The sequence below is a fragment of the Mycolicibacterium brisbanense genome (assembly GCF_001570425.1).
Lineage (GTDB): Bacteria > Actinomycetota > Actinomycetes > Mycobacteriales > Mycobacteriaceae > Mycobacterium > Mycobacterium brisbanense.
This window is the reverse complement of record NZ_BCSX01000011.1, coordinates 13367-33460: the sequence shown is the minus strand read 5'-3', so window position 1 is coordinate 33460 and position 20094 is coordinate 13367. Positions and strand designations below refer to the sequence as shown.

The following is a 20094-nucleotide window of genomic DNA, read 5'->3' as shown; positions in this document are numbered from 1 at the left end:
AATCCAGGTCTACCTGCGAGTTGCCTGAAGTGTTGACTGTCAACAACGCGATAGACGCCACCCAGTGTGAGCCCGCACACATGGCACTGTCAACAGTCAACACCATTTATTGCCGCCCGTTGACTGTTAACAGTCGACGAATGTAGTGTGGGCCCCGCCACAGCCGTGAAGGCCCGGGAGGAAGCGCCGCCAGATGCCAGCTCATTCGTTTCACAGCCGACTGGGCTGTTCGACCATCAGCTTTCGCCACCAGCGGTTGCCGGAGGCCCTGGACACCATCGCCGGCCTGGGCTTCACCGAGATCGACCTCGGTGCGCTGCCCGGGGTGTGCGATCACGTGCCGTTCGTCCTCGACGCGAACGCCGTGAGCGAGGTCGCGGCCACCGTTGCGGCGTCGGGCATCCGCGTCCGGTCCATCAACGGCGACATCGGTGATCTCAATGTCGCACTGGATGCCCAGGGCCGGGACGCCCGGGACCGCCACCTGGCGATGCTCGTCGAGTTGACGGCCGCCACCGGCGCCGACGCCCTGGTACTGCCCTGCGGTGCGCTCGACCACGAGCCGATCAACTCGCTCGAGGAGGACCTGACGACGGTCGCCGGTGAACTGGCCGCCGCCTCGAAGGTCGCCGCCGGCCGCGGCGTCGCGTTGTGGACCGAGTCGCTGCACTTCTTCCGGTTGTGCTTCGACATCGAACGGGCCCAACGGCTTGCCGACCGGCTCGACGAAAACATCGGAATAGTCATGGATTTCAGTCACATCGTGGCGTCGGGTGGGGATCCGGTCGACTTCGTGGCACGGTTCGGGCCCCGCATCCGGCACGTGCACATCCGTGACGCCGTGCCCGGCAACATCAATCTCTCGGTGGGCAACGGCCAGGTCGATTTCGCGACAGGCCTCAAGAGCCTCGCTGCCACCGGCTATGCGGGGCACTTCGCGCTGGAGCTGGAAACCCGCGACATCACCCACGACGAACGTCCCGCTGCTGCCGCCGCAGCCGGGAACCTCATTTCCGCCCTGATCTGAAAGGACTCTCAATGTCTGTCACCCGCACCGCCGTCGTCACCGGAGCCACCTCCGAGAAGGGCATCGGCGTGGCCGTCGCCGAGCGCTACGCCAAGGAGGGCTGGGCCGTCGTGATCCTCGACCTGGACGGCGAAAAATCCGCGAAGGTCGCGGCCGAGATCGGCAACCAATTCGGGGTACCGGCATTCGGCCATGCCGTCGACGTCACCTCCGAGGACTCGGTCACCGCCGCGTACGACGCGGTCGCTGCCGAGGTCGCCGCGGGCAACCTGCCCACCGTCGGCGCGCTGGCCAACATCGCAGGCATCACCTCGCCGGTGCCGTTCCTGGAGACCACGCTGGACCTGTGGAACAAGGTCATGGCCGTCAACGCCACCGGAACCTACTTGGTGACAAAGGCTTTCCTGCCCGACATGATCGACGCCGGCTGGGGCCGTATCGTCAACATGAGCTCGGTGTCCGCACAGCGCGGCGGCGGTGTCTTCGGCAAGGTGCCCTATTCCTCGGCGAAGGCCGCGATCCTGGGCTTCACGAAGTCGCTGGCCCGCGAGATCGCCGACACCGGCGTCACGGTCAACGCCGTGACCCCGGGCGCGGTCGACACCAATATCCGCGTCGGCTCCACCGATGAGCAGGAAGCCAAGCTCGCCGCCGACATCCCGGTCGGGCGCACCGCCACCACCGACGAGGTCGCCGCCGTCATCACGTTCCTGTCCAGCCAGGACGCCAGTTACCTCACCGGTACCACCGTGGACATCAACGGTGGCAGCCACATGCACTGACGCCACCCTCATCGCGTCGAGCGGCCAGGTTTTACAAGGATGTTCGCGACAAACGTGGCACAACTGGCCACTCGACGCCTATAGATAGTGCGTGACCCTGCTGAGTTGGAAACGCGTCGAGGCCCGTGCAGACGACGACTTCGTCGTCGCACCCGGTGAGCGGCTGGACTGGCCCCGGACCGTCGGCATCGGCGCCCAGCACGTGGTGGCCATGTTCGGCGCCACCTTCCTGGTACCGGTGCTCACCGGGTTTCCGCCATCCACCACGCTGCTGTTCTCTGGGGTCGGAACCCTACTGTTCCTGATCATCACGGGCAACCGGCTCCCCAGCTATCTGGGTTCGAGCTTCTCGGTGATCGCCCCGGTCACGGCGGCGGTCGCCTCGCACGGCACGGGCAGCGCGCTCGGCGGCCTGATTGCGCTCGGGCTGCTGCTCATCGTCGTCGGCGCCGTGGTCCACCTGATCGGGACCCATTGGATCGACCTGACGCTCCCGCCGGTCGTGACCGGGGCCATCGTCGCACTCATCGGCTTCAACCTGGCTCCGGCCGCCAAGAACAACTTCGAGAAGGGCCCGGTGGTCGGCCTGGTCACCCTGGTGGTGCTGGTCGCGACGCTGGCGTTCTTCCGCGGCATCATCGGGCGGCTGGCCATCTTCGGGGCGGTGCTGATCGGTTATCTGCTGGCGCTCATCCTCGGCGAGGTCGACACGTCCGGGATCGCCGCGGCGCCCTGGCTGGGGCTGCCCCACTTCCAGACACCGACGTTCACCATCGCGGTGCTGCCGCTGTTCCTGCCCGCGGTGATCGCGTTGATCGCCGAGAACATCGGGCACGTCAAGTCGGTCGGGCAGATGACCGCGACGGACATGGACCCCCTCGTCGGCCGCGCGCTGGCGGCCGACGGGCTGGCCACCGTGCTGGCCGGGGCCGGTGGCGGATCGGCGACCACCACCTACGCCGAGAACATCGGGGTGATGGCCGCCACCCGGGTCTATTCGACGGCGGCGTACTGGGTGGCGGCCGGTGTGGCGATCGCATTGTCGTTGTGCCCCAAGGTCGGTGCCGCGATCTCGGCCATCCCGCCCGGAGTGCTGGGCGGTGCGACCGTAGTGCTCTACGGCCTGGTCGGGGTGCTCGGCGTGCGGATCTGGCTCACCAACCACGTCGACTTCGCCAAACCGATCAACCAGATGACCGCGGCGATCCCGCTGATCATCGGGATCGCCGATTTCACCTGGACGGCAGGCTCATTGACGTTCACCGGGATTGCCCTCGGCTCCATCGCCGCGCTGGTGGTCTACCACGGGATGCGCGTGCTGCAGATCGCGGGCGGGCAGCGAAACTCACCGCCCCAGCGCGTCGACCACCGCGGAGAACACGACGGGTAGCGCCGCGGCCGCCGGCGTGATGCTCGCCCGTACCGGCCGAAAACCGCTGCCGTACAACAACGCAGAGGTGAGAAAGCGGTAGCGCCGGGTCAGTGCCCGCCACTGCCCGTCGTAGTCGCCCGGCCGGTCCGCCAGCACGCAGCCGACCAGCAACTCGGCCGCACCGAACGCCAACCCCATTCCCTCGCCGGTCAGTGCGTCGATGTAGCCGGCCGCATCCCCGACCAGCAGCACACGGCCCGCGCTGCGGTGACGTACCTTCTGCCGCAACGGTCCCGCGGCCCGGTCACCGCCATGCGGGCACCCGCGGATCCGGTCGGCCAACGCCGGGAACTTTCCGACGTGGTCCTCGAACCGTCCGCGAGCCGACGTCAGGATCGCCACGCCGACACAGTCGGGGGCGACGGGCGTCACGTACGCCTCGGCGTTGTCCGCCCAGTACACCTCGACACAGTCCGACCATGGCGCGATCCGGACATGGCGCCGGATGCCCCAGCGTCGCCGCGGCCCACTGTCCTGCGACAACCCGAGCGATCGGCGGATCGGCGAGTGCAGCCCGTCGGCCGCGGCCAGGTACCTCGCCCGGAAACCCGCCGCCGACACCGACGTCGAATCCTGGTGCACGGCACCGACTTCGCCCTGCACCACCTTCACCCCGGCCGCGGCTGCCGCGTCGGACAACGCGGCGTGCAGTACCGTGCGCCGCACGCCGCGTCCTGCGCCACCGGAGAACCGGGCCTCGGCGACCCGGCGGCCATCCAGATAACGGATGCCGCGGAACTCCTGTCCCTGTGCGTCGACCCCCAGCGCCTGCAGGTGACGCACCGAATGCGGCATCAAGCCCTCACCGCAGGCCTTGTCGATCGGGCCGCACCGACGTTCCACCACCACCGTCTCGAGACCGGCGCGCGCTGCGTGCACCGCGGTGGCCAGACCGGCCGGCCCACCACCAGCAACCAACAGATCGATCACGTCAAACCTTGCAACGCTTCGTTTTCGACCCGGATCCGGGTCCGCAACAACGCCGCGTTGGCGACGGTGAAGATCAACGCGGTGAGCCACGCGCCGCCGACCAGGGGCAGGGCCACGCCCTCGGTCACCACCGCGACGTAATTCGGGTGCGGCACCACCCGGTAGGGGCCACCGGTCACCCGCGCAGCGCCCGGTATCACCACCACCCGGGTGTTCCACTGGCGCCCCAGCGTCGTGATGCACCACCACCGAAGGCCCTGCGCGGCCAGCACGAGCGCCAGCATCGGCCGGCCCAACCGCGGACGGTAGGGCCTGCGTCGCGCCTCCAGCAGCGCACCGGCGAGCAGCCCGGTGTGCAGCGCCACCATCACCGGGTAGTGTCCGGCACCGAACTCCTTGCCGCCGTTGGCTTTGCTCCACGCCAGATTGCGCCGGGAAACCACGAGTTCGACCAGCCGCTCGGCGGCGACCGCGGCGATGAGGACGGTTACACCTTTGCGCCCCATCAGCGCCAACGCAGCAGGACGAGTTCGGAGCAGAATCCCGGGCCCATGGCCATCAAGACCCCGGGAGTCCCGGTCGCGGGCCGCTTGCAGATGGTGTCCCGCAGTACGTGCAGCACCGACGAGGAGGACAGGTTGCCCACCTCGGCCAGCGATTGCCAGGTCAGATCCAATGCGTCGGAAGGCAGTCCGAGAGTGTCGATGATGGCCTCGATCACCTTGGGGCCGCCCGGGTGGCTCACCCACGACTCGACGTCGCCGACGGTGAGGCCGTGTGCGGCAAGGAAACCTGTGACGTCGTCGCCCAGATACCGGCCGACGAAGCCTGGTACCTCGGCGCTCAGCACGATCTCGAACCCGTCACTGCCGATGTCCCAGCCCATGGCGTGCAGCGAATCCGGGTACAGGTGGCTGCAGGAGTCCAGGACATCCGGCCCGCTCGGGTCGAGCTTCTTTGCCCGTTGGGCACCGACGGCCACCACGGCCGCGGCCCCGTCGCCGAACAGCGCGCCTGCCACCAGCGTCGGCATGGACGGATGGTGTTTGCGCGTCAGCGAACACAGCTCCACCGACACCAGCACCGCCACCTTGTCGGGAGCGCCGCGCAGGTAGTCGTTGAGCCGGGCGATGCCTGCCGCTCCGGCCACGCACCCCAGCCCGAAGATCGGCATTCGCCGCACATCGGGTCGCAGCCCCAACCTGCCGGCGATGCGCGCATCCAGCGAAGGAACCACCGCGCCGGTGACCGTCGTGGTGATGATCAGATCGACGTCCTGGGGGCGCAGGCCTGCCTCTTCGAGCGCACCCGACAACGCCTGGCACCCCAGCTCGGTGGCGTGTTCGATGAACAGGTTGTTGGTCTCACCGAAATCGCTGAGCGTCGCGTACTCTTCCAGCGGCCTGACCAGGTAGCGGCTGTTGACCTTTGCGCTCTTGTGCAGCGCGCGCACCACGTCGGCGACCTTGTCATATCCCGGCAGTGCGAGCAGGGCCTCGGTGACCTCGTCCTGGGTATATCGATTGGGCGGGAGTACACCGTGAACACCGGCGATTGTGCTGTGACTGACAATGTGGCCGAAGTCAATTCCCATAACCTGTACTACGGAGTAGCCCGCAGTCAGGTTCACCGGAATTCGGCGATTTTTCTGGTTCAGCCTGGGCGGCGGTTTCGTTTGTCGTGCGACGGAACCCCGTTGACGCCGTCGATCGACATCGCGTAGCTACCGACAGCAAACGCCACCGCCGATCCCATGATGGACACCGCATGGGCATCGACATTGTCGACGGTGTCGCGCGGCGTGTGGTAGTTCGGGTCGAACGGCTGGCCGGCTTTACCGCCCCAGAGCCGCGCCTGCACTTCCGTTTTGCGTTGTGACGCTCCCGTCGTGGTGCCGCCGATGGGCACGCCCGCGGCCAGGAACGCGGCGTAGTCGGTGGTATCGCTCAGCGGCATGTCGGCGGGCCGTACTCCGGCGAGGTTGAGGTAGCCGGCCAGGGTGCGTTCGATGCCCGCCGAGCCCTCGGGAACCGGCTTGATTGCCGTGGTCGCGGCGGACTGGTCACCGTCGTAGGTGAAGTACCCGGCGTTGGTCGAACCCAGCATCTCGAAGTTCAGGTACAAGGCCACATCGGTGAGCTGCCCCGCGTCGAGTCCCCGCACGTACTGCGTCGAGCCGTCCAGCCCGGTCTCTTGGCCACCCCAGAACGCGAACCGCACCGCGTTGTGCACCGCCGGCGAACTACCCAGCTGCAGCGCGGTTTCCAGTAGCGCGGCCACGCCGGTGCCGTTGTCGTTGATACCAGGGCCGCCGCGAATGCTGTCCAGGTGAGCCCCGGCCATCACGACATCGGAGGTGGACCCGGTCTTGGTCTGCGCCACCAGATTTCGCGACTTGATCAGCTCGGACTTGCCGTCCAGGGTGAGTTTGACCGCGGCCGACGTGCGCAGCAGCGCGGTGTCGACGGACTTGTCGATGATGCCGACCGGAACCTTCAACTGCCGGTAGTAGCCCGGGGTGAACAGCCCTGTGGGACTGGGTTTCACGGTGCTGACCACCAACAGCCCGACCGCGCCCTGCGCCACGGCGGTGTCCTGTTTGACCACCACCGAGCAGCCGGTGTCGTCGACGACCGCGATGGCTCCGGTCATCTTCTTGGAGCCGTAATCGGCTGCCGTGCAACCCGCGAGCTTGGCGGGGTGCAGGGTCGGCGCGTTCAGGCCGCCGGGCTGAGTCTGGACCAGCAGCGAGCCTTGTACGACCGGGTACCGACTACCGTCGACCACCAGCGCCTGATCACCGCCCTGCATCGGGCCGAGCCGGTCGAACTCCGGGGTCTGTACATCGAAACCCTTGTCCTTCAACAGCTTCGAGACGTAGTCCAGGCTGGCGTCGTACCCGGGAGTACCCTCCGCACGGTTGCCGCCGTTGGCTTCGGCGATCTCCTGGAGCTTGCGCAGGTGCGTGTACATGGCGTCGACGGTGATCCGGCCCGCCAGGTCATGCGGCAGATCGGCCGGCGGCGGCGACTGCGATGAACACCCGGCTACGGCGACGGCCACCACCGCCGCGACGGCCCATCCGGCCTTCACGAGGGTGTGACCTCGTGCCGGGTGCGGTCGGATCTGATGGGAATCCCGTTGCGGCCGCTCTGATCCTGCGCGTACAGCCCCGTGACGTAGGCGACACCCTCACCGTGGATCTGGAGCGCGGTCGGGTCGACGTGGTCGATGGTGTCGGTGGCCTGGTGGTAGTTCGGGTCGAACGGCTGATCGACCTTGCCCTGCCACAGCTTCGCCTCCTCCTCCGACATCTTGTCCTCGGCACCGGAGAACAGCCCGCCTGCCGGGATACCCGCCTGGGTGAATCCGTCGTAATCGGACCGGCCGTCGAAGCTGGTGTCGCGCGGCGTCTTTCCGGCGTTCTGCAGATAGGTGGCCAACGTCCGTTCGATACCCGCGGAGCCCTCCGGCACCCGGGCCGGACCGCTGGGATCCGGTGGTGCGGACTGGTCGCCGTCGTAGGTGAAGTACCCGGGATTGGGCGAGCCCAGCATGTCGAAGTTGAGGTACATCGCGATGTCCTTGAGTGCTTCGAGGTCCAGCGACTCCACATAGTTGCGCGAGCCGAGCAGTCCCTCCTCCTCGGCGCCCCAGAACCCGAAGCGCACCGCGTTCTTGACATCGGGCGAAACACCCAGCTGCAGTGCGGTTTCCAGCACCGCGGCCACCCCGGAGCCGTTGTCGTTGATACCCGGGCCTTCGGGCACGCTGTCCAGATGCGCACCCAGCATGACCACGTCGGAGGTGGAACCGGTTTTGGTCTGGGCGATCACGTTGCGGGTGTGCTCGGTGCGGACTCCGGCGTTGAGCTTGATGGTGGTGGGCCCCGGGGCCGCCCGCAGCCGGGCGCCGTCGGCCTTCGTCACGCTGACCACCGGGATCTTGACGTCGGTGCGCTCGCCGAGCGTGCCACCCATCTGGTCCCCGTCCTGGTTGTTGGCCACGATCAGCGCAACGGCGCCGCGTTCGACGGCCGCGGTCTCTTTGGCGCTGAACGCGCAGTGCCCGCGGTCGACCAGCACGACCGCACCTGCGACCGGCAGGCCGTCGTAGTCCTTGGCCTCGCACCCTGGGGAATCCCCGGTGCGGGCAGCCACCAGCGGCCCGGACACCCCTTCGGCGCCGGTGCCGATGGTGTACAGCAGCGGTTTGGCGGTCACCGGCTGACCGCCCACGGTGACCTGCGGATCTTCGGAGAACGGTATGCGTACCTGGAACTTGGGCGTTTGTACATCGAAACCCTTGTCGCGCAAGGTTTTCACCACATAGTCGACACTGGCGTCATAGCCCGGTGTGCCGAGCGCACGGGTGTTTCCGTTGGCGTTGGCGATGTCCTGCAGTTTCTTGAGGTGGCCCATCATCGCGTCCACCGACACCTGGTGACGCAACTGCTCGGCGAATTCCCGGGCCGCGGGCGGGGCCGCCGGCGTATCGACGTTGAGTTCGGTCTTGCTGTCACAGCCGGCCAAAGCCACGGTCAGCGCCACCGCGCCAAGGACCGCCCCCGTCAAATTGCGTCGCATTGCTCCCACCGTAGTGGGTACGTCTGCGGGCAGGCGGCGTTAATCGGTCGCGTGCCGCCGGGCCCCGTCAGGCGTCGTTCTTCAGGGCCGTCAGATAGCGGTTCGTGACGAGTCTCTGCGCAACGGCCGCGGGAATCGCGCCGAGCCGGCTCCACCACGTGGCGGGCCGGGAGAACGCGACCACATCCACATAGACGCGGCCTTCGTCGTACCGGACGGCGAACAACTCTTCCCCGGACTCGGGATGCCCGCGCAACGTCCCATAGGCGAACCCGCGCCGGTCGGGTTCGTCGACGGTGTAGACGACCCGGCCGTAAGCCGGCACCGGTCCCAACCGGATCGTCAGAAGCGCTCCTTCCTCGGCGACTTCCGACGAGGTCTGGATCCGCAACCCCGCCCCGCGTTGCACACCCCAGTGCATCAACCGGTCAGCAGCATCCTCGAAGCAGCTCCGGCCCTCACCGAGAGCGGCGGTCCGCCGGATGTGGCGATAGCCGCTCGGCAATACCCCGGCCGTCGCTCCGACTTCGGAGTAGTTCAGCGGCTTGCGGCCCAGCGCAGCCCAATCCATGTCAGGCATCCCTTCGGTTCAGCACTGCGACCGCCGCGACGAACACCACCACGACCAGCGCGACGAAGTAGACCAGCGAACCCGTCTCGCCCCACGGGATGTTGAAGGTCGGGAACAACCATTCCACGTCGAGGAAGCGGAACATGTTGGCGAACGGCAGCCACGGGCCCAGCTGCACACCTGTGGAGGGCAGGTTGGCCAATAGTGGCTCCGCGACCAGGGGCCACAACAGCAGCACCGCGACGGCGCCCGCCGCGAAGCGGATCAGCGCGCCGACCGCCACGCCGAGCACGGCGGCCAACGCGGCGTAGAGCGCGTAGCCTCCTGCCACCGACCAGGTCGGCCCGCTGACCAGCGACAGTTGCGCGCCGACCACCGGTTCGGCGAACAGCCGAGCCACCATCACCGACAGCAGCACCATCACCACCGCGCAGATCGACGAAAAGGCCGCCGCCACAATGGCCTTCGCAATCAACACCCAGGTGCGGTTGGGTGTGGCCAGAAACGTCGTGCGGATCAGCCCGGTGCGGTACTCGCCGGTCACCGTCATCGACGCCAGGATCATGAGCACCGGAACCCCGAACACCGCCACTCCCAGCGCGGCCTTACCCGGAGGCAGCGGCGCGAAACCGTAGGCGGTCCAGCCCTGCAGCGCTGCAACGCCCAGGCTCAGCGCGGCCACCCCCAACACCGACCACAGCGGCGAGCGGGTGGTCGACAGTTTGATGCGTTCGGCGTCGAGCACCGCCAGCGCGCTCACGGCTGGCCCGCCCGGTAGTCGACGGCGTCGTCGGTGAGTTTCAAATACGCCTCCTCCAGCGATGCCGACCGCGTGCTCAGTTCGTGCAACACGATCGAATTGCGGGCTGCCAGTTCCCCGATCACCTCGATGGCCGCGCCGCGTACCGTCAGCGCGTCGCCGTCCACGTCGGCCTGCAGCCCGGCGTCACCCAGCACCTCGGCCAGGATGGTCAGCTGCGGACTGCGCACCCGAACGGCATTGCCCGACCCGCTGACGAACTCCGCGACGGTGGTCGACGCGATCAGCTTGCCCTGGCCGATCACCACCAGACGGTCTGCCGTGTTCGACATTTCAGCCAGCAGATGGCTGGACACGAACACCGTGCGGCCCTCGGCGGCGAGGCTACGCATCAGCGTGCGCACCCAGTGGATGCCCTCGGGATCGAGACCGTTGACGGGCTCGTCGAACAGCAACACCGGCGGGTCTCCCAGCAGCGCCGCGGCGATGCCCAGGCGCTGACTCATGCCCAACGACAGCGCACCCGCGGGACGATCATCCACTGATTCCAAGCCGACGGCGTCGAGCACCTCGTCGACGCGGGACACCGGGATCCGGTTGGCCGCCGCGATCCACCGGAGGTGATTGCGCGCGCTGCGGTTGGGGTGGGCCTGACGCGCGTCGAGCAACGCACCGACGGTTCGCAGCGGGTCACGCAGGTCGCGGTAGGCCTTGCCGTCGATGGTGGCCGTACCGGCATCCGGGCGGTCGAGACCGAGAATCAGCCGCATCGTCGTGGTCTTGCCTGCGCCGTTGGGCCCGAGAAAACCGGTGACCACGCCCGGTTCGACGGTGAACGTCAGGTCGTCGACGGCGCGTTGGGTTCCGTAGAGCTTGGTCAGCCCGGCGATTTCGATCATCGCCGTCCAGTATTCCCACCTTTGCGAGCTGCGGCCACGGCCGGCACCGGCCGCTCACACCCATGACGTTTCGCGAAAGTGAATCGTCTGCGAAAAAACAGCCGAAAATTCGCAGAGGATTCACGATCGCGGCACGCCGGCCGCAGCGATGCGCTTGATGACGTCGGCTTCGCCATCCATGGACGTGACCCGGATGTGGGTCCATCCCATCCGGGTCACCGTCTCCGCCTTATGGATGTCCCGGCCGAAGCGGCGTCGATCGGTTCGGTGCTGATCGCCTTCGTAATCGGCAGCGACCAGGGAGTCGTCCCACGCCATGTCGAAAACGCCGACCAATACCCCATATTCGTCATAAACCGGTACCTGCGTCCGCGGTCGCGGAAATCCGGCCCGGACCGCGAGCAGCCGCAGCCAGGTTTCGCGCGGCGACTCCGCACCGGCGTCGACCAATTCCAATATCGCTCGTGCCCTTTTGATTCCCCGACGTCCGCGGTAGCGCTCGACGAGCAACTCGACATCGGCCATCTTGAGGTGTGTTGCGTTGGCGAGAGCATCGATCAGCGCCACCGCCTCATCGACCGGGTAGCGACACGCCAGGTCGAGCGCGGTGCGCACCGGCGTGGTCACCCGTATGCCAGACAGGACGGTGACCTCGTCGTCTTCGACACGGTCAATTCGAGTGCGTATTCCCTTGGGCGGACGACGGTTGTCATGGATCAACTCGGCGGGATGCCGCGCGTCTATCCACTTGGAGCCGAGCAGGACGGCGGCCGACCGTCCCGCGACGACGCCGCGACGGTCCGACCACAGCCACGCGGCTTGGGCCCTTGCCTTGGCGGTGATGACGGTGTCGCGGGTCACATAGATCCCGGGATAGATCGCGACACATCTGCTGCGTAGCTGGTAGGCCGTCAACCGGCCCGATGCGATGGCTTCCGTCCCCACGAATGGCTCCCCCATGCGCGAAGTGTGCCGAAAGCCACCGACAGATCCGCCCACGTGAATCGTCTGCGAAAAATCGGCCGAAAATTCGCAGAGGATTCACGATCGCGGGAGCGGGCGGGCGGGAGCGGGCCGCGGGCGGGCGGCCGAAGCCCAACCCCGCTACAGCGAAGGACTCGACGCCTGCGCCCAGAAGCGCTTGGGGATGCGGCCCGCCTGCCTGGCGAGGTAGCCGGCGGTGACGGCCGCCGACATGGCCGCGGCCATGGTCGGTGGATCGGATGCCCTGGTCACGGCGGTCGCCAACAAGACTGCGTCGCAACCCAATTCCATCGCGAGGGCAGCGTCGGACGCGGTGCCGATACCGGCGTCCAAGATCACCGGGACTCCGGCCTGCGCGACGATCATCTCGATGCTGTGCGGGTTCGAGATGCCCAGCCCGGTGCCGATCGGCGAGCCCAGGGGCATCACCGCGGCGCACCCGGTGTCCTCCAACCGCCGTGCGAGCACCGGATCGTCGTTGGTGTACGGCAGGACGATGAATCCGTCGTCGACCAATTGTTCTGCGGCCTTGACCAATTCGATGGCATCGGGCAGCAGCGTGCGCTCGTCGGCGATGACCTCGAGCTTGACAAGGTCGGTGCCAAGCGCCTCGCGGGCGAGTTGGGCGGTCAGCACCGCCTCAGCTGCGCCGCGACAGCCCGCGGTGTTCGGCAGGGCCTCGATACCCAGCCGGTTGAGCAGATCCAGCACGCCCGTGCCGCCCGACGCGTCGACCCGCCGCATCGCGACCGTGGTGAGCTCAGTACCCGAGGCGACCAACGCTTCTTCCAGCACAGCGAGATTGGGTGCCCCGCCGGTGCCCATGATGAGGCGCGAACCGAACTCCCGGCCGCCGATCTTCAGTACCGAATCAGCCACCTTGCACCGCCGTCACAACCTCGACGCGGGCTCCGTCGGCCAGGGTGCGATCCCACTCCGAGCGGGGTATCACCGACCAGTCCAACGCCACTGCGATGCCCTTGTCCGGAAATCCCCGGGTTTCCAGCAAACCGGCGACGGTGGTCTGTTCGGCCACCTCGACGGTTTCGTCGTTGACAGTGATGGTGATCATTTCGCTCCCACACTCACCTCGAGCTCGGCCGCGATCCGCTCAGCGGTCCACGGCGCCAACAAAAATCCATTGCGGCCGTGCCCGGCCGCCACGAGCGTGCGGTCGTCGAGCCGTTCGACGATCGGCACTCCGTCGGGTGTCATCGGCCGCAGCCCGGCCGCGGTCTCCGCCAGCTCGTACTCGCCGAGGGCGGGCATCACCGCACACGCGTCGTCGAGCAGGTCCCTTACCCCGGTGACCACCGGCGCGGTGTCGCGACCGTGCTCGTACTGCGTGGCGCCGACGACGACACCGTCGGCACGCGGCACCAGGTACACCGGGCGGCCGTGCACGCGGGCCCGGATCACCCGGGTCGGCACCGGCATACAGCCCTTGCGCCACCGCAGCCGCAGCACCTCACCCTTGACCGGCCGCACCGGCAGGCCCGGCCACAGCCGTGGAGCGTCGATGCCGTTGGCGATGACGCGCTGCTCGGCATCGACCTCGTCGAGCGAATCCACCGCGGGCGCCCACTGCACACCCAGCTGCCTGCAGTGCGCGGCCAGGCCCTCGACGACCGCGCGGTTGTCCACCGCGAGTTCGGTCGTCGCCAGGAAGCCGTGTCGGATGCCCTGGGCCAGCAACGGTTCCACGTCGCGCGCGGCGGTCGTCGGCTCGACGGGATGCCCCTGCGCGGCCAGCCAGTCGGCGACGGTCCGCAGATCGGCGACATCGGCCCGGTCCACGGCGACCACGAGCGATTCCCGTGCGGTGACCACCTCGGGCGGCAGCCCGTCGAGAAAGTCCGAATGCCACAGCCGCAGCGATTCCAGGCCGATCTGCAGCAGTCGCTCCTCGCCGGGCCAGCCCTCGCTGTGTGGGGCCAGCATCCCGCCGGCAACCCAGGAGGCGCCGCGCTCGACGCTGGCGTGCAGCGTCACCGACCAGCCGGCCAGTGCCGCCCGACGGGCGACGGACAGGCCGATGACGCCGCCGCCGATGACGGACAGTGGTGGGGCCATTTCATCTCCTCCCTTCGCCGGCATGACCCGGATCAGGTGTGACGGTAAGGGCTGGTACGTACGCCCACTCTCAGCCCCCGTTCCCGGGACTCCCGTGTTGCCTGTTCACCATACTCGGAGCGGAGGCACTACCGTCGCGGTGTGCAACAACCTGCCGACCGCCTTGCCCAGTCCGCGCTGTACCTGTGCACCGACGCCCGCCGGGAGCGCGGTGACCTGGCCGAATTCGCCGACGCCGCACTGGCAGGCGGGGTTGATCTGATCCAGTTGCGCGACAAGGGCTCGGCGGGCGAACGCCAGTTCGGGCCACTGGAGGCCCGCCAGGAGCTCGACGCCCTCGAGGTGCTCGCCGACGCCGCCCGCAGGCACGGCGCCCTGCTCGCGGTCAACGATCGCGCCGACATCGCGCTCGCGGCCGGGGCCGACGTGCTGCACCTGGGCCAGGACGATCTGCCGCTGCCGATCGCGCGCGGCATCATCGGGGCGCGTCCGGTGATCGGCCGGTCGACCCATGACGCCGAGCAGGTGGCAGCGGCCATCGAAGAGCCCGTCGACTACTTCTGCGTCGGCCCCTGCTGGCCCACGCCCACCAAGCCGGGGCGCCCGGCACCCGGACTCGAGCTGGTGCGGGCGACGGCGGCGCTCAACCCGGACAAGCCGTGGTTCGCGATCGGCGGTATCGACGCGCCGCGGTTGCCCGAGGTGCTGGCCGCGGGCGCTCGCCGCGTCGTGGTGGTCCGCGCCATCACCGCGGCCGAGGACCCACGGGCCGCCGCCGAGGAACTGAAGTCGGCACTTACTGCGAGTCGATGACCAACAGCGGGATGGTGGCCGTGACCTCACGCAGCCGCTGCCAGCTGGCCGCGAAACCGGGGTGCAGCGGCAGCTCGGCCACCTGATCCTCGGCCACCCATCGCAGCTCGGAGCTCTCGCGGTTGGGGATGGTGTCCAACGGTTCGGGCGCGTCGGCGATCACGGTGGTGTAGGTCCACCGGGTGCCACCCGACCCGACCACCTCGGCCGTCACGACCGTGGTCCGCACGGTCAGCTGGGTCCCGGACAGCCCGGCCTCCTCGTTCGCTTCGCGGACGGCGGCCTGCTCGGCGGTCTCGTGGCTGTCGCGGGCTCCGCCCGGCAGCGCCCACGTGCCGCCCTGATGACTCCACGGGGCCCTGTGCTGCAACAACACCGCCGCAGACCCGTCGGGCCAAGGCGCTCGCAGCAGTAACCCGGCCGCGCCGTGCCGGCCCCAGAACCGGGCGCCGCTGTCGGACACCACCCATCCGTCACCGTCGCCACGCACTCGTACAGGATAGGGAACATGCCCGGTTTCGGGGGTTCCTGATTCCGGGCGAGCCATCCCACGAACTCTTAGACTTCTTTTATAGAGTTGGGACAGCCGTACGACAGCCGGAAAGGTCCGCGCGCAGGTGACTGTGGAGTTGGCACATCCGTCGACCGAGCCGCTCGCGTCCCGGTCGCCGACGACTCCTGCCCATCCGCGCTGGTGGTTTCTGTGGACGACGCCCGGGCGCATCCTGACCATCGGCCTCGTGCTGTCGACTCTCGTCATCATCAGCGCCTTCGCGACCTCCACCACCATCAACCACCGGCAGCAGGCGCTGACCACCGTGCTCGACCACACCGAACCGCTGTCTTTCGCGGCCGGGCAGCTGTACACCACGCTGTCGGTGGCCGACGCCGCGGCGGCCACCGCGTTCATCTCGGGTGCCGAGCCGCGCGACGTCCGGCAGCGCTACGAACAGGCGATCACCGACGCGTCGGTCGCGGTGACCCGGGCCTCGAGCGGCCTCACCGACGAACCGCTGGTCCAGCTGCTGGGCCGGATCAACGCCCGGCTCGCCGTGTACACCGGACTGGTGGAAACCGCGCGTACCAACAACCGGGCAGGCAACCCGGTGGGGTCGTCGTATCTGTCGGAGGCCTCGTCGCTGATGCAGACGCTGATCCTGCCGGACGCGCAGCGGCTCTACGAGCAGACCTCGGCCCGGGTCGACGCCGAAACCACGGCTTCCACCCGGATCCCGGCGCCGGTGGTCCTCGCGGTGTTGGCGACGCTGATGTTCGGGGCGTTCGCCAACCGGTGGCTGGCGCGGCGGACCCGGCGCCGGGTCAACATCGGGTTCGTCGCGGGCGGGCTGGCCGTTCTGATCATGCTGATCTGGGTGATGACGGCGCTGGTGATCTCCACGTCGGACAGTCGCAGCGCCAAGGTCACGGCGGCCGACTCACTCAAGACCGTGACGAACCTGGCCATCACCGCCCAGCAGGCCCGGGCCGACGAGACCTTGGCGCTGATCCGCCGCGGCGACGAGAACTTGCGCAAGCAGTCCTACTACCAACGCATCGACATGATGCAGGAGCAACTGGCGGCCTACCTGGCTCGTGACAATGGTATGGACAAGACCGATCTGGCCGATGCCGATCAGCTGCTGACCCGGTGGCGCGCCGCCGACGACCGGATCAACGCCTACATCGCGGTCGGCAATTACCAGGCCGCCACCCAGGTGGCGCTGGGTACCAGCGAGGAAGATTCCACGCCGGCCTTCGACAAGCTCGACGACGCGCTGTCGAAAGGTATCCAACAAAGCCGCAACCAGTTGCGTAACGACATCGTCAACGCCCGCCGCGTGCTGTCCGGCGCGACCGTCGGTGCCGCGGTGCTGAGCGTGGCGGCCGCGGTGGCGGTGGCGTTGGGGTTGTGGCCGCGACTCAGTGAGTACCGGTAAGCACGATGAGAAAACTCCTGGTCCTGCTCGCGACGGTGTTGGCGGTGGCCGGCTGCGCCCAGACCGCCCCCGCCCTGACCGTCCCCGCGCTCACCCTCTCCCCACCCACGCCTGCAGGCATGCAGGAACTGACGCCGCAGCCGGTGCAGGTGCCGTCGGCCGAAGCCGACGACTGCGACCGCACGGCGAGCCTGCGCCCGTTCAGCAACAAGGCCGAGGCCGACGCCGCGGTGGCCGAGATCCGCAACCGGGGCAGGCTCATCGTCGGGCTGGACATCGGCAGCAACCTCTTCTCGTTCCGCGACCCGATCACCGGTGAGATCACCGGATTCGACGTCGACATCGCAGGCGAGGTGTCCCGCGACATCTTCGGCACCCCGGCGCAGGTCGAATACCGGATTCTGTCCTCGGCCGACCGGATCACCGCACTGCAGAACAAGAAGGTCGACATCGTCGTCAAGACCATGACCATCACCTGCGAACGTCGCAAGCAGGTGAACTTCTCCACCGTCTATCTGATGGCCAATCAGCGCATCCTGGCTCCGCGCGACTCGACCATCTCGCAGGCCTCCGACTTGTCCGGCAAACGGGTGTGCGTGGTCGACGGCACCACGTCGCTCAAACGCATCCAGGAGATCAGCCCGGCGCCCATCATCGTCTCGGTGGTGACGTGGGCCGACTGCCTGGTGGCGCTGCAACAGCGGCAGGCCGACGCGGTCAGCACCGACGACTCGATCCTGGCCGGCCTGGTGGCGCAAGACCCTTATCTGCACATCGTCGGCCCGAGCATGAACCAGGAGCCGTACGGCATCGGGGTGAACCTCGACAACACCGGGCTGGTGCGGTTCGTCAACGGCACGCTGGAACGTATTCGGCGGGACGGCACGTGGAACACGTTGTACCGCAAGTGGTTGACGGTACTCGGCCCGGCGCCATCCCCTCCCGTCGCGAGGTACATCGACTGATGACACAGCCACCCGAAATCCCAGAGGAACCCGACGAGGATCCCGGAACCCAGCCGGCCAGCTTCGAAGACCTCGACATGGACTCGCGGTCGACGGCTCGCCCGATGGCCACGCAGGCGGTGTTCCGGCCCGAGTTCGACGACGACGAAGAGCAGAACCCCTCTTCCGTTTTCGGCGACACCGAGGCACACGACCACGGCACGATGATGACGCGCGTGCTCTCGCCGGTCCGACGCCTGGGTGGCGGCCTGGTGGAGATACCGCGGGTGCCCGAGCGAGATCCCTTGACCGCCTTGATGACCAACCCAGTGGTGGCCGAATCGAAGCGGTTCTGCTGGAACTGCGGCAAACCGGTCGGCCGCTCGTCGCCGGATGGGCAGGCCCTGTCGGAGGGCTGGTGCCCGAACTGCGGTAGCTCGTACTCGTTCCTGCCGCAGCTGTCCCCCGGCGAGATCGTCGCGGACCAGTACGAGATCAAGGGTTGCATCGCCCATGGCGGGCTGGGCTGGGTGTATCTGGCGTTCGACCACAACGTCAACGAGCGGCCGGTCGTGCTCAAAGGCCTGGTGCATTCCGGCGACGCGGAAGCACAGGCCATCGCGATGGCCGAACGTCAGTTCCTGGCCGAGGTGACCCATCCGGGGATCGTCAAGATCTACAACTTCGTCGAACACGATGACAAGCACGGCAATCCGGTCGGCTACATCGTCATGGAGTACGTCGGCGGAACATCGCTCAAACAGGCCAGGGGCAACAAACTGCCGGTCGCCGAAGCGATCGGCTACATGATGGAGATCCTGCCCGCGCTGGGCTATCTGCACTCGATCGGGCTGGCCTACAACGACCTCAAGCCCGAGAACATCATGATCACCGAGGAGCAGCTCAAGCTGATCGACCTCGGCGCGGTGTCACGGCTCAACTCGTACGGATACCTGTACGGCACACCGGGTTACCAGGCACCCGAGATCGTGCGCACCGGACCGACCGTGGCGACCGACATCTATACCGTGGGCCGGACCCTGGCCGCGCTGACGCTGAACCTGCGCACCCGCAAGGGGCGCTACGTCGACGGGCTGCCGTCCGACGATCCGGTGCTCACCAAGTACGACTCGTTCGGGCGACTGCTCCGCCGGGCCATCGACCCCGATCCCCGCCGGCGCTTCGCCACCGCCGAGGAGATGTCGTCGCAGCTGCTCGGTGTGCTGCGCGAGGTGGTGGCCGCCGACAGCGGGATGCCGCGGCCCGGCCTGTCGACGGTGTTCAGCCCATCGCGGTCGACGTTCGGCGTGGATCTGCTTGTCGCACATACCGACGTCTACGTCGACGGCCAGGTGCACTCGGAAAAGCTGACGGCCCAGGAGATCGTCCGCGCCCTGCCGGTGCCGTTGGTGGACCGCACCGACGTCGGGGCGCCGATGCTGGTCGCCAGCGTGCTGAGCCAGCCGGTGCACACACTCGATCAGCTGCGCGCCGCGCGGCACGGAGCACTCGACGCCGAGGGCGTCGACCTGTCCGAATCGGTCGAGCTGCCGCTCATGGAGGCCCGCGCGTTGCTCGACCTGGGTGACGTGGCGAAAGCCAACCGCAAGCTCGACGATCTCTCGACCCGGGTGGGCTGGAACTGGCGGCTGATCTGGTTCCGCGCGGTCGCCGAGATGCTGTCCGCCGACTATGACTCGGCCACAAAGCATTTCACCGAGGTACTGGACACGCTGCCGGGTGAGTTGGCACCGAAGCTGGCCCTGGCCGCGACGGCAGAGCTGGCAGGCACGGCCGACGAACTGACGTTCTACAAGACCGTCTGGGGTACCGACAACGGCGTCATCTCCGCGGGCTTCGGCTTGGCGAGAGCTCAGTCGGTCAGCGGGGACCGCGACGGCGCGGTGCGCACGCTCGACGAAGTCCCCGCCACCTCACGGCATTTCACCGCGGCGCGGCTCACCAGCGCGGTCACGTTGCTGTCCGGGCGGTCGACGAGTGAGATCACCGAGCAGAACATCCGCGACGCCGCGCGACGCGTGGAGGCGTTGCCCGACACCGAGCCACGCGTGCTGCAGATCCGGGCCCTGGTGTTGGGTACCGCGATGGACTGGCTGGCAGACAACACCGCGAGCAGCAACCACATCCTGGGCTTCCCATTCACCGAGCACGGTCTCAAGCTGGGCGTCGAAGCCTCACTGCGGGCGCTGGCCCGCGTGGCCCCCACCCAGTCGCATCGATATGCCCTGGTGGACCTCGCCAACAGTGTGCGGCCCATGAGCACGTTCTGAGCGCACGCACAGGCCTTCCCCAGCTCGGTTTCCTCTGACACCGTCCGGAGCCGTTACTGATGTGG

General features: G+C 67.9%; 20 protein-coding genes and 1 riboswitch. Of the genes, 7 read left to right on the top strand and 13 right to left on the bottom strand.

Annotated features, from left to right (window positions below; translation table 11 throughout):
- The first annotated feature begins 193 nt into the window (after window positions 1–193).
- From RMCB_RS04385 to RMCB_RS04375, 3 genes are all read left to right on the top strand, one after another.
- Window positions 194–1027: a sugar phosphate isomerase/epimerase family protein gene (locus RMCB_RS04385; protein WP_062827801.1), complete on the top strand. Its 834-nt coding sequence runs from the start codon at window positions 194–196 to the stop codon at window positions 1025–1027.
- Between the two features lie 11 nt (window positions 1028–1038).
- Complete coding sequence (locus tag RMCB_RS04380; protein ID WP_062827800.1) at window positions 1039–1809, top strand: SDR family NAD(P)-dependent oxidoreductase; 771 nt, start codon at window positions 1039–1041, stop codon at window positions 1807–1809.
- Window positions 1810–1900: 91 nt separating this feature from the next.
- Window positions 1901–3199 carry a uracil-xanthine permease family protein gene (locus RMCB_RS04375; RefSeq protein ID WP_062827799.1) on the top strand — a complete coding sequence of 433 codons (1299 nt, stop codon included), beginning with the start codon at window positions 1901–1903 and terminating at the stop codon, window positions 3197–3199.
- Here RMCB_RS04375 and RMCB_RS04370 read toward each other — a convergent pair.
- The 12 genes from RMCB_RS04370 to thiO all read right to left on the bottom strand — a co-directional run bounded on the left by RMCB_RS04370 (window position 3155) and on the right by thiO (window position 14044).
- Window positions 3155–4171: an NAD(P)/FAD-dependent oxidoreductase gene (locus RMCB_RS04370; RefSeq protein WP_062827798.1), complete on the bottom strand. Its 1017-nt coding sequence runs from the start codon at window positions 4169–4171 to the stop codon at window positions 3155–3157. The genes RMCB_RS04375 and RMCB_RS04370 overlap by 45 nt on opposite strands.
- The gene (locus RMCB_RS04365; protein WP_062827797.1) at window positions 4168–4677 is read right to left on the bottom strand and encodes an isoprenylcysteine carboxyl methyltransferase family protein; all 510 of its coding nucleotides are present in this window, start codon (window positions 4675–4677) and stop codon (window positions 4168–4170) included. Before RMCB_RS04365 ends, RMCB_RS04370 begins: the two co-directional genes overlap by 4 nt.
- Complete coding sequence (locus RMCB_RS04360; protein WP_062827796.1) at window positions 4677–5765, bottom strand: type III polyketide synthase; 1089 nt, start codon at window positions 5763–5765, stop codon at window positions 4677–4679. The genes RMCB_RS04365 and RMCB_RS04360 overlap by 1 nt, the downstream gene beginning before the upstream one ends.
- Before the next feature lie 59 nt (window positions 5766–5824).
- Window positions 5825–7264, bottom strand: a complete 1440-nt coding sequence (locus tag RMCB_RS04355) for a M28 family peptidase (protein WP_062827795.1) — start codon at window positions 7262–7264, stop codon at window positions 5825–5827.
- The gene (locus RMCB_RS04350) at window positions 7261–8757 is read right to left on the bottom strand and encodes a M28 family metallopeptidase (protein ID WP_062827794.1); all 1497 of its coding nucleotides are present in this window, start codon (window positions 8755–8757) and stop codon (window positions 7261–7263) included. The genes RMCB_RS04355 and RMCB_RS04350 overlap by 4 nt, the downstream gene beginning before the upstream one ends.
- Window positions 8758–8824: 67 nt before the next feature.
- Window positions 8825–9328 carry a DUF1990 domain-containing protein gene (locus RMCB_RS04345; protein WP_062827793.1) on the bottom strand — a complete coding sequence of 168 codons (504 nt, stop codon included), beginning with the start codon at window positions 9326–9328 and terminating at the stop codon, window positions 8825–8827.
- Window position 9329: 1 nt separating this feature from the next.
- Window positions 9330–10088 carry an ABC transporter permease gene (locus RMCB_RS04340; RefSeq protein WP_062827792.1) on the bottom strand — a complete coding sequence of 253 codons (759 nt, stop codon included), beginning with the start codon at window positions 10086–10088 and terminating at the stop codon, window positions 9330–9332.
- On the bottom strand, window positions 10085–10987 hold the full coding sequence (locus RMCB_RS04335) for an ABC transporter ATP-binding protein (protein ID WP_062827791.1): 903 nt from the start codon (window positions 10985–10987) through the stop codon (window positions 10085–10087). Before RMCB_RS04335 ends, RMCB_RS04340 begins: the two co-directional genes overlap by 4 nt.
- 120 nt (window positions 10988–11107) lie before the next feature.
- Complete coding sequence (locus RMCB_RS04330; protein WP_062827790.1) at window positions 11108–11947, bottom strand: type IV toxin-antitoxin system AbiEi family antitoxin; 840 nt, start codon at window positions 11945–11947, stop codon at window positions 11108–11110.
- 144 nt (window positions 11948–12091) lie between these two features.
- The gene (gene thiG, locus RMCB_RS04325) at window positions 12092–12850 is read right to left on the bottom strand and encodes a thiazole synthase (protein WP_029370462.1); all 759 of its coding nucleotides are present in this window, start codon (window positions 12848–12850) and stop codon (window positions 12092–12094) included.
- Window positions 12843–13043: a sulfur carrier protein ThiS gene (thiS, locus tag RMCB_RS04320; RefSeq protein ID WP_081661473.1), complete on the bottom strand. Its 201-nt coding sequence runs from the start codon at window positions 13041–13043 to the stop codon at window positions 12843–12845. The genes thiG and thiS overlap by 8 nt, the downstream gene beginning before the upstream one ends.
- A complete protein-coding gene (gene thiO / locus RMCB_RS04315; RefSeq protein ID WP_029370460.1) occupies window positions 13040–14044 on the bottom strand; it encodes a glycine oxidase ThiO in 1005 nt (334 codons plus the stop codon). Before thiO ends, thiS begins: the two co-directional genes overlap by 4 nt.
- Window positions 14037–14150, bottom strand: a riboswitch (TPP riboswitch). It overlaps the preceding gene by 8 nt.
- 35 nt (window positions 14151–14185) lie before the next feature.
- Here thiO and thiE point away from each other — a divergent pair.
- Complete coding sequence (gene thiE, locus RMCB_RS04310) at window positions 14186–14857, top strand: thiamine phosphate synthase (RefSeq protein WP_062827789.1); 672 nt, start codon at window positions 14186–14188, stop codon at window positions 14855–14857.
- Here thiE and RMCB_RS04305 read toward each other — a convergent pair.
- Complete coding sequence (locus RMCB_RS04305; protein ID WP_062827788.1) at window positions 14841–15347, bottom strand: NUDIX hydrolase; 507 nt, start codon at window positions 15345–15347, stop codon at window positions 14841–14843. The genes thiE and RMCB_RS04305 overlap by 17 nt on opposite strands.
- Before the next feature lie 127 nt (window positions 15348–15474).
- Between RMCB_RS04305 and glnX the strand changes: the two genes are divergently transcribed.
- From glnX to RMCB_RS04290, 3 genes are read left to right on the top strand one after another with little or no spacing between them, the layout of a single operon-like run.
- Entirely contained in the window at window positions 15475–16794 is a 1320-nt protein-coding gene (glnX, locus tag RMCB_RS04300) for a protein kinase G-activating protein GlnX (protein ID WP_029370457.1), read from the top strand.
- Between the two features lie 5 nt (window positions 16795–16799).
- Complete coding sequence (locus RMCB_RS04295) at window positions 16800–17759, top strand: glutamate ABC transporter substrate-binding protein (RefSeq protein WP_062827787.1); 960 nt, start codon at window positions 16800–16802, stop codon at window positions 17757–17759.
- Window positions 17759–20029 (top strand): serine/threonine-protein kinase PknG, encoded by a 2271-nt coding sequence (locus tag RMCB_RS04290; protein WP_029370455.1) that lies wholly within the window; start codon window positions 17759–17761, stop codon window positions 20027–20029. The genes RMCB_RS04295 and RMCB_RS04290 overlap by 1 nt, the downstream gene beginning before the upstream one ends.
- Window positions 20030–20094 lie beyond the last annotated feature (65 nt).

Coding starts and splice junctions, on each gene's coding strand:
- RMCB_RS04330 (WP_062827790.1), bottom strand. CDS start 11,947: ATGGGGGAGCCATTCGTGGGGACGGAAGCCATCGCATCGGGCCGGTTG.
- RMCB_RS04295 (WP_062827787.1), top strand. CDS start 16,800: ATGAGAAAACTCCTGGTCCTGCTCGCGACGGTGTTGGCGGTGGCCGGC.
- RMCB_RS04335 (WP_062827791.1), bottom strand. CDS start 10,987: ATGATCGAAATCGCCGGGCTGACCAAGCTCTACGGAACCCAACGCGCC.
- RMCB_RS04345 (WP_062827793.1), bottom strand. CDS start 9,328: ATGGATTGGGCTGCGCTGGGCCGCAAGCCGCTGAACTACTCCGAAGTC.
- RMCB_RS04290 (WP_029370455.1), top strand. CDS start 17,759: ATGACACAGCCACCCGAAATCCCAGAGGAACCCGACGAGGATCCCGGA.
- RMCB_RS04350 (WP_062827794.1), bottom strand. CDS start 8,757: ATGCGACGCAATTTGACGGGGGCGGTCCTTGGCGCGGTGGCGCTGACC.
- RMCB_RS04385 (WP_062827801.1), top strand. CDS start 194: ATGCCAGCTCATTCGTTTCACAGCCGACTGGGCTGTTCGACCATCAGC.
- thiO (WP_029370460.1), bottom strand. CDS start 14,044: ATGGCCCCACCACTGTCCGTCATCGGCGGCGGCGTCATCGGCCTGTCC.
- RMCB_RS04360 (WP_062827796.1), bottom strand. CDS start 5,765: ATGGGAATTGACTTCGGCCACATTGTCAGTCACAGCACAATCGCCGGT.
- thiS (WP_081661473.1), bottom strand. CDS start 13,043: ATGATCACCATCACTGTCAACGACGAAACCGTCGAGGTGGCCGAACAG.
- RMCB_RS04365 (WP_062827797.1), bottom strand. CDS start 4,677: ATGGGGCGCAAAGGTGTAACCGTCCTCATCGCCGCGGTCGCCGCCGAG.
- RMCB_RS04380 (WP_062827800.1), top strand. CDS start 1,039: ATGTCTGTCACCCGCACCGCCGTCGTCACCGGAGCCACCTCCGAGAAG.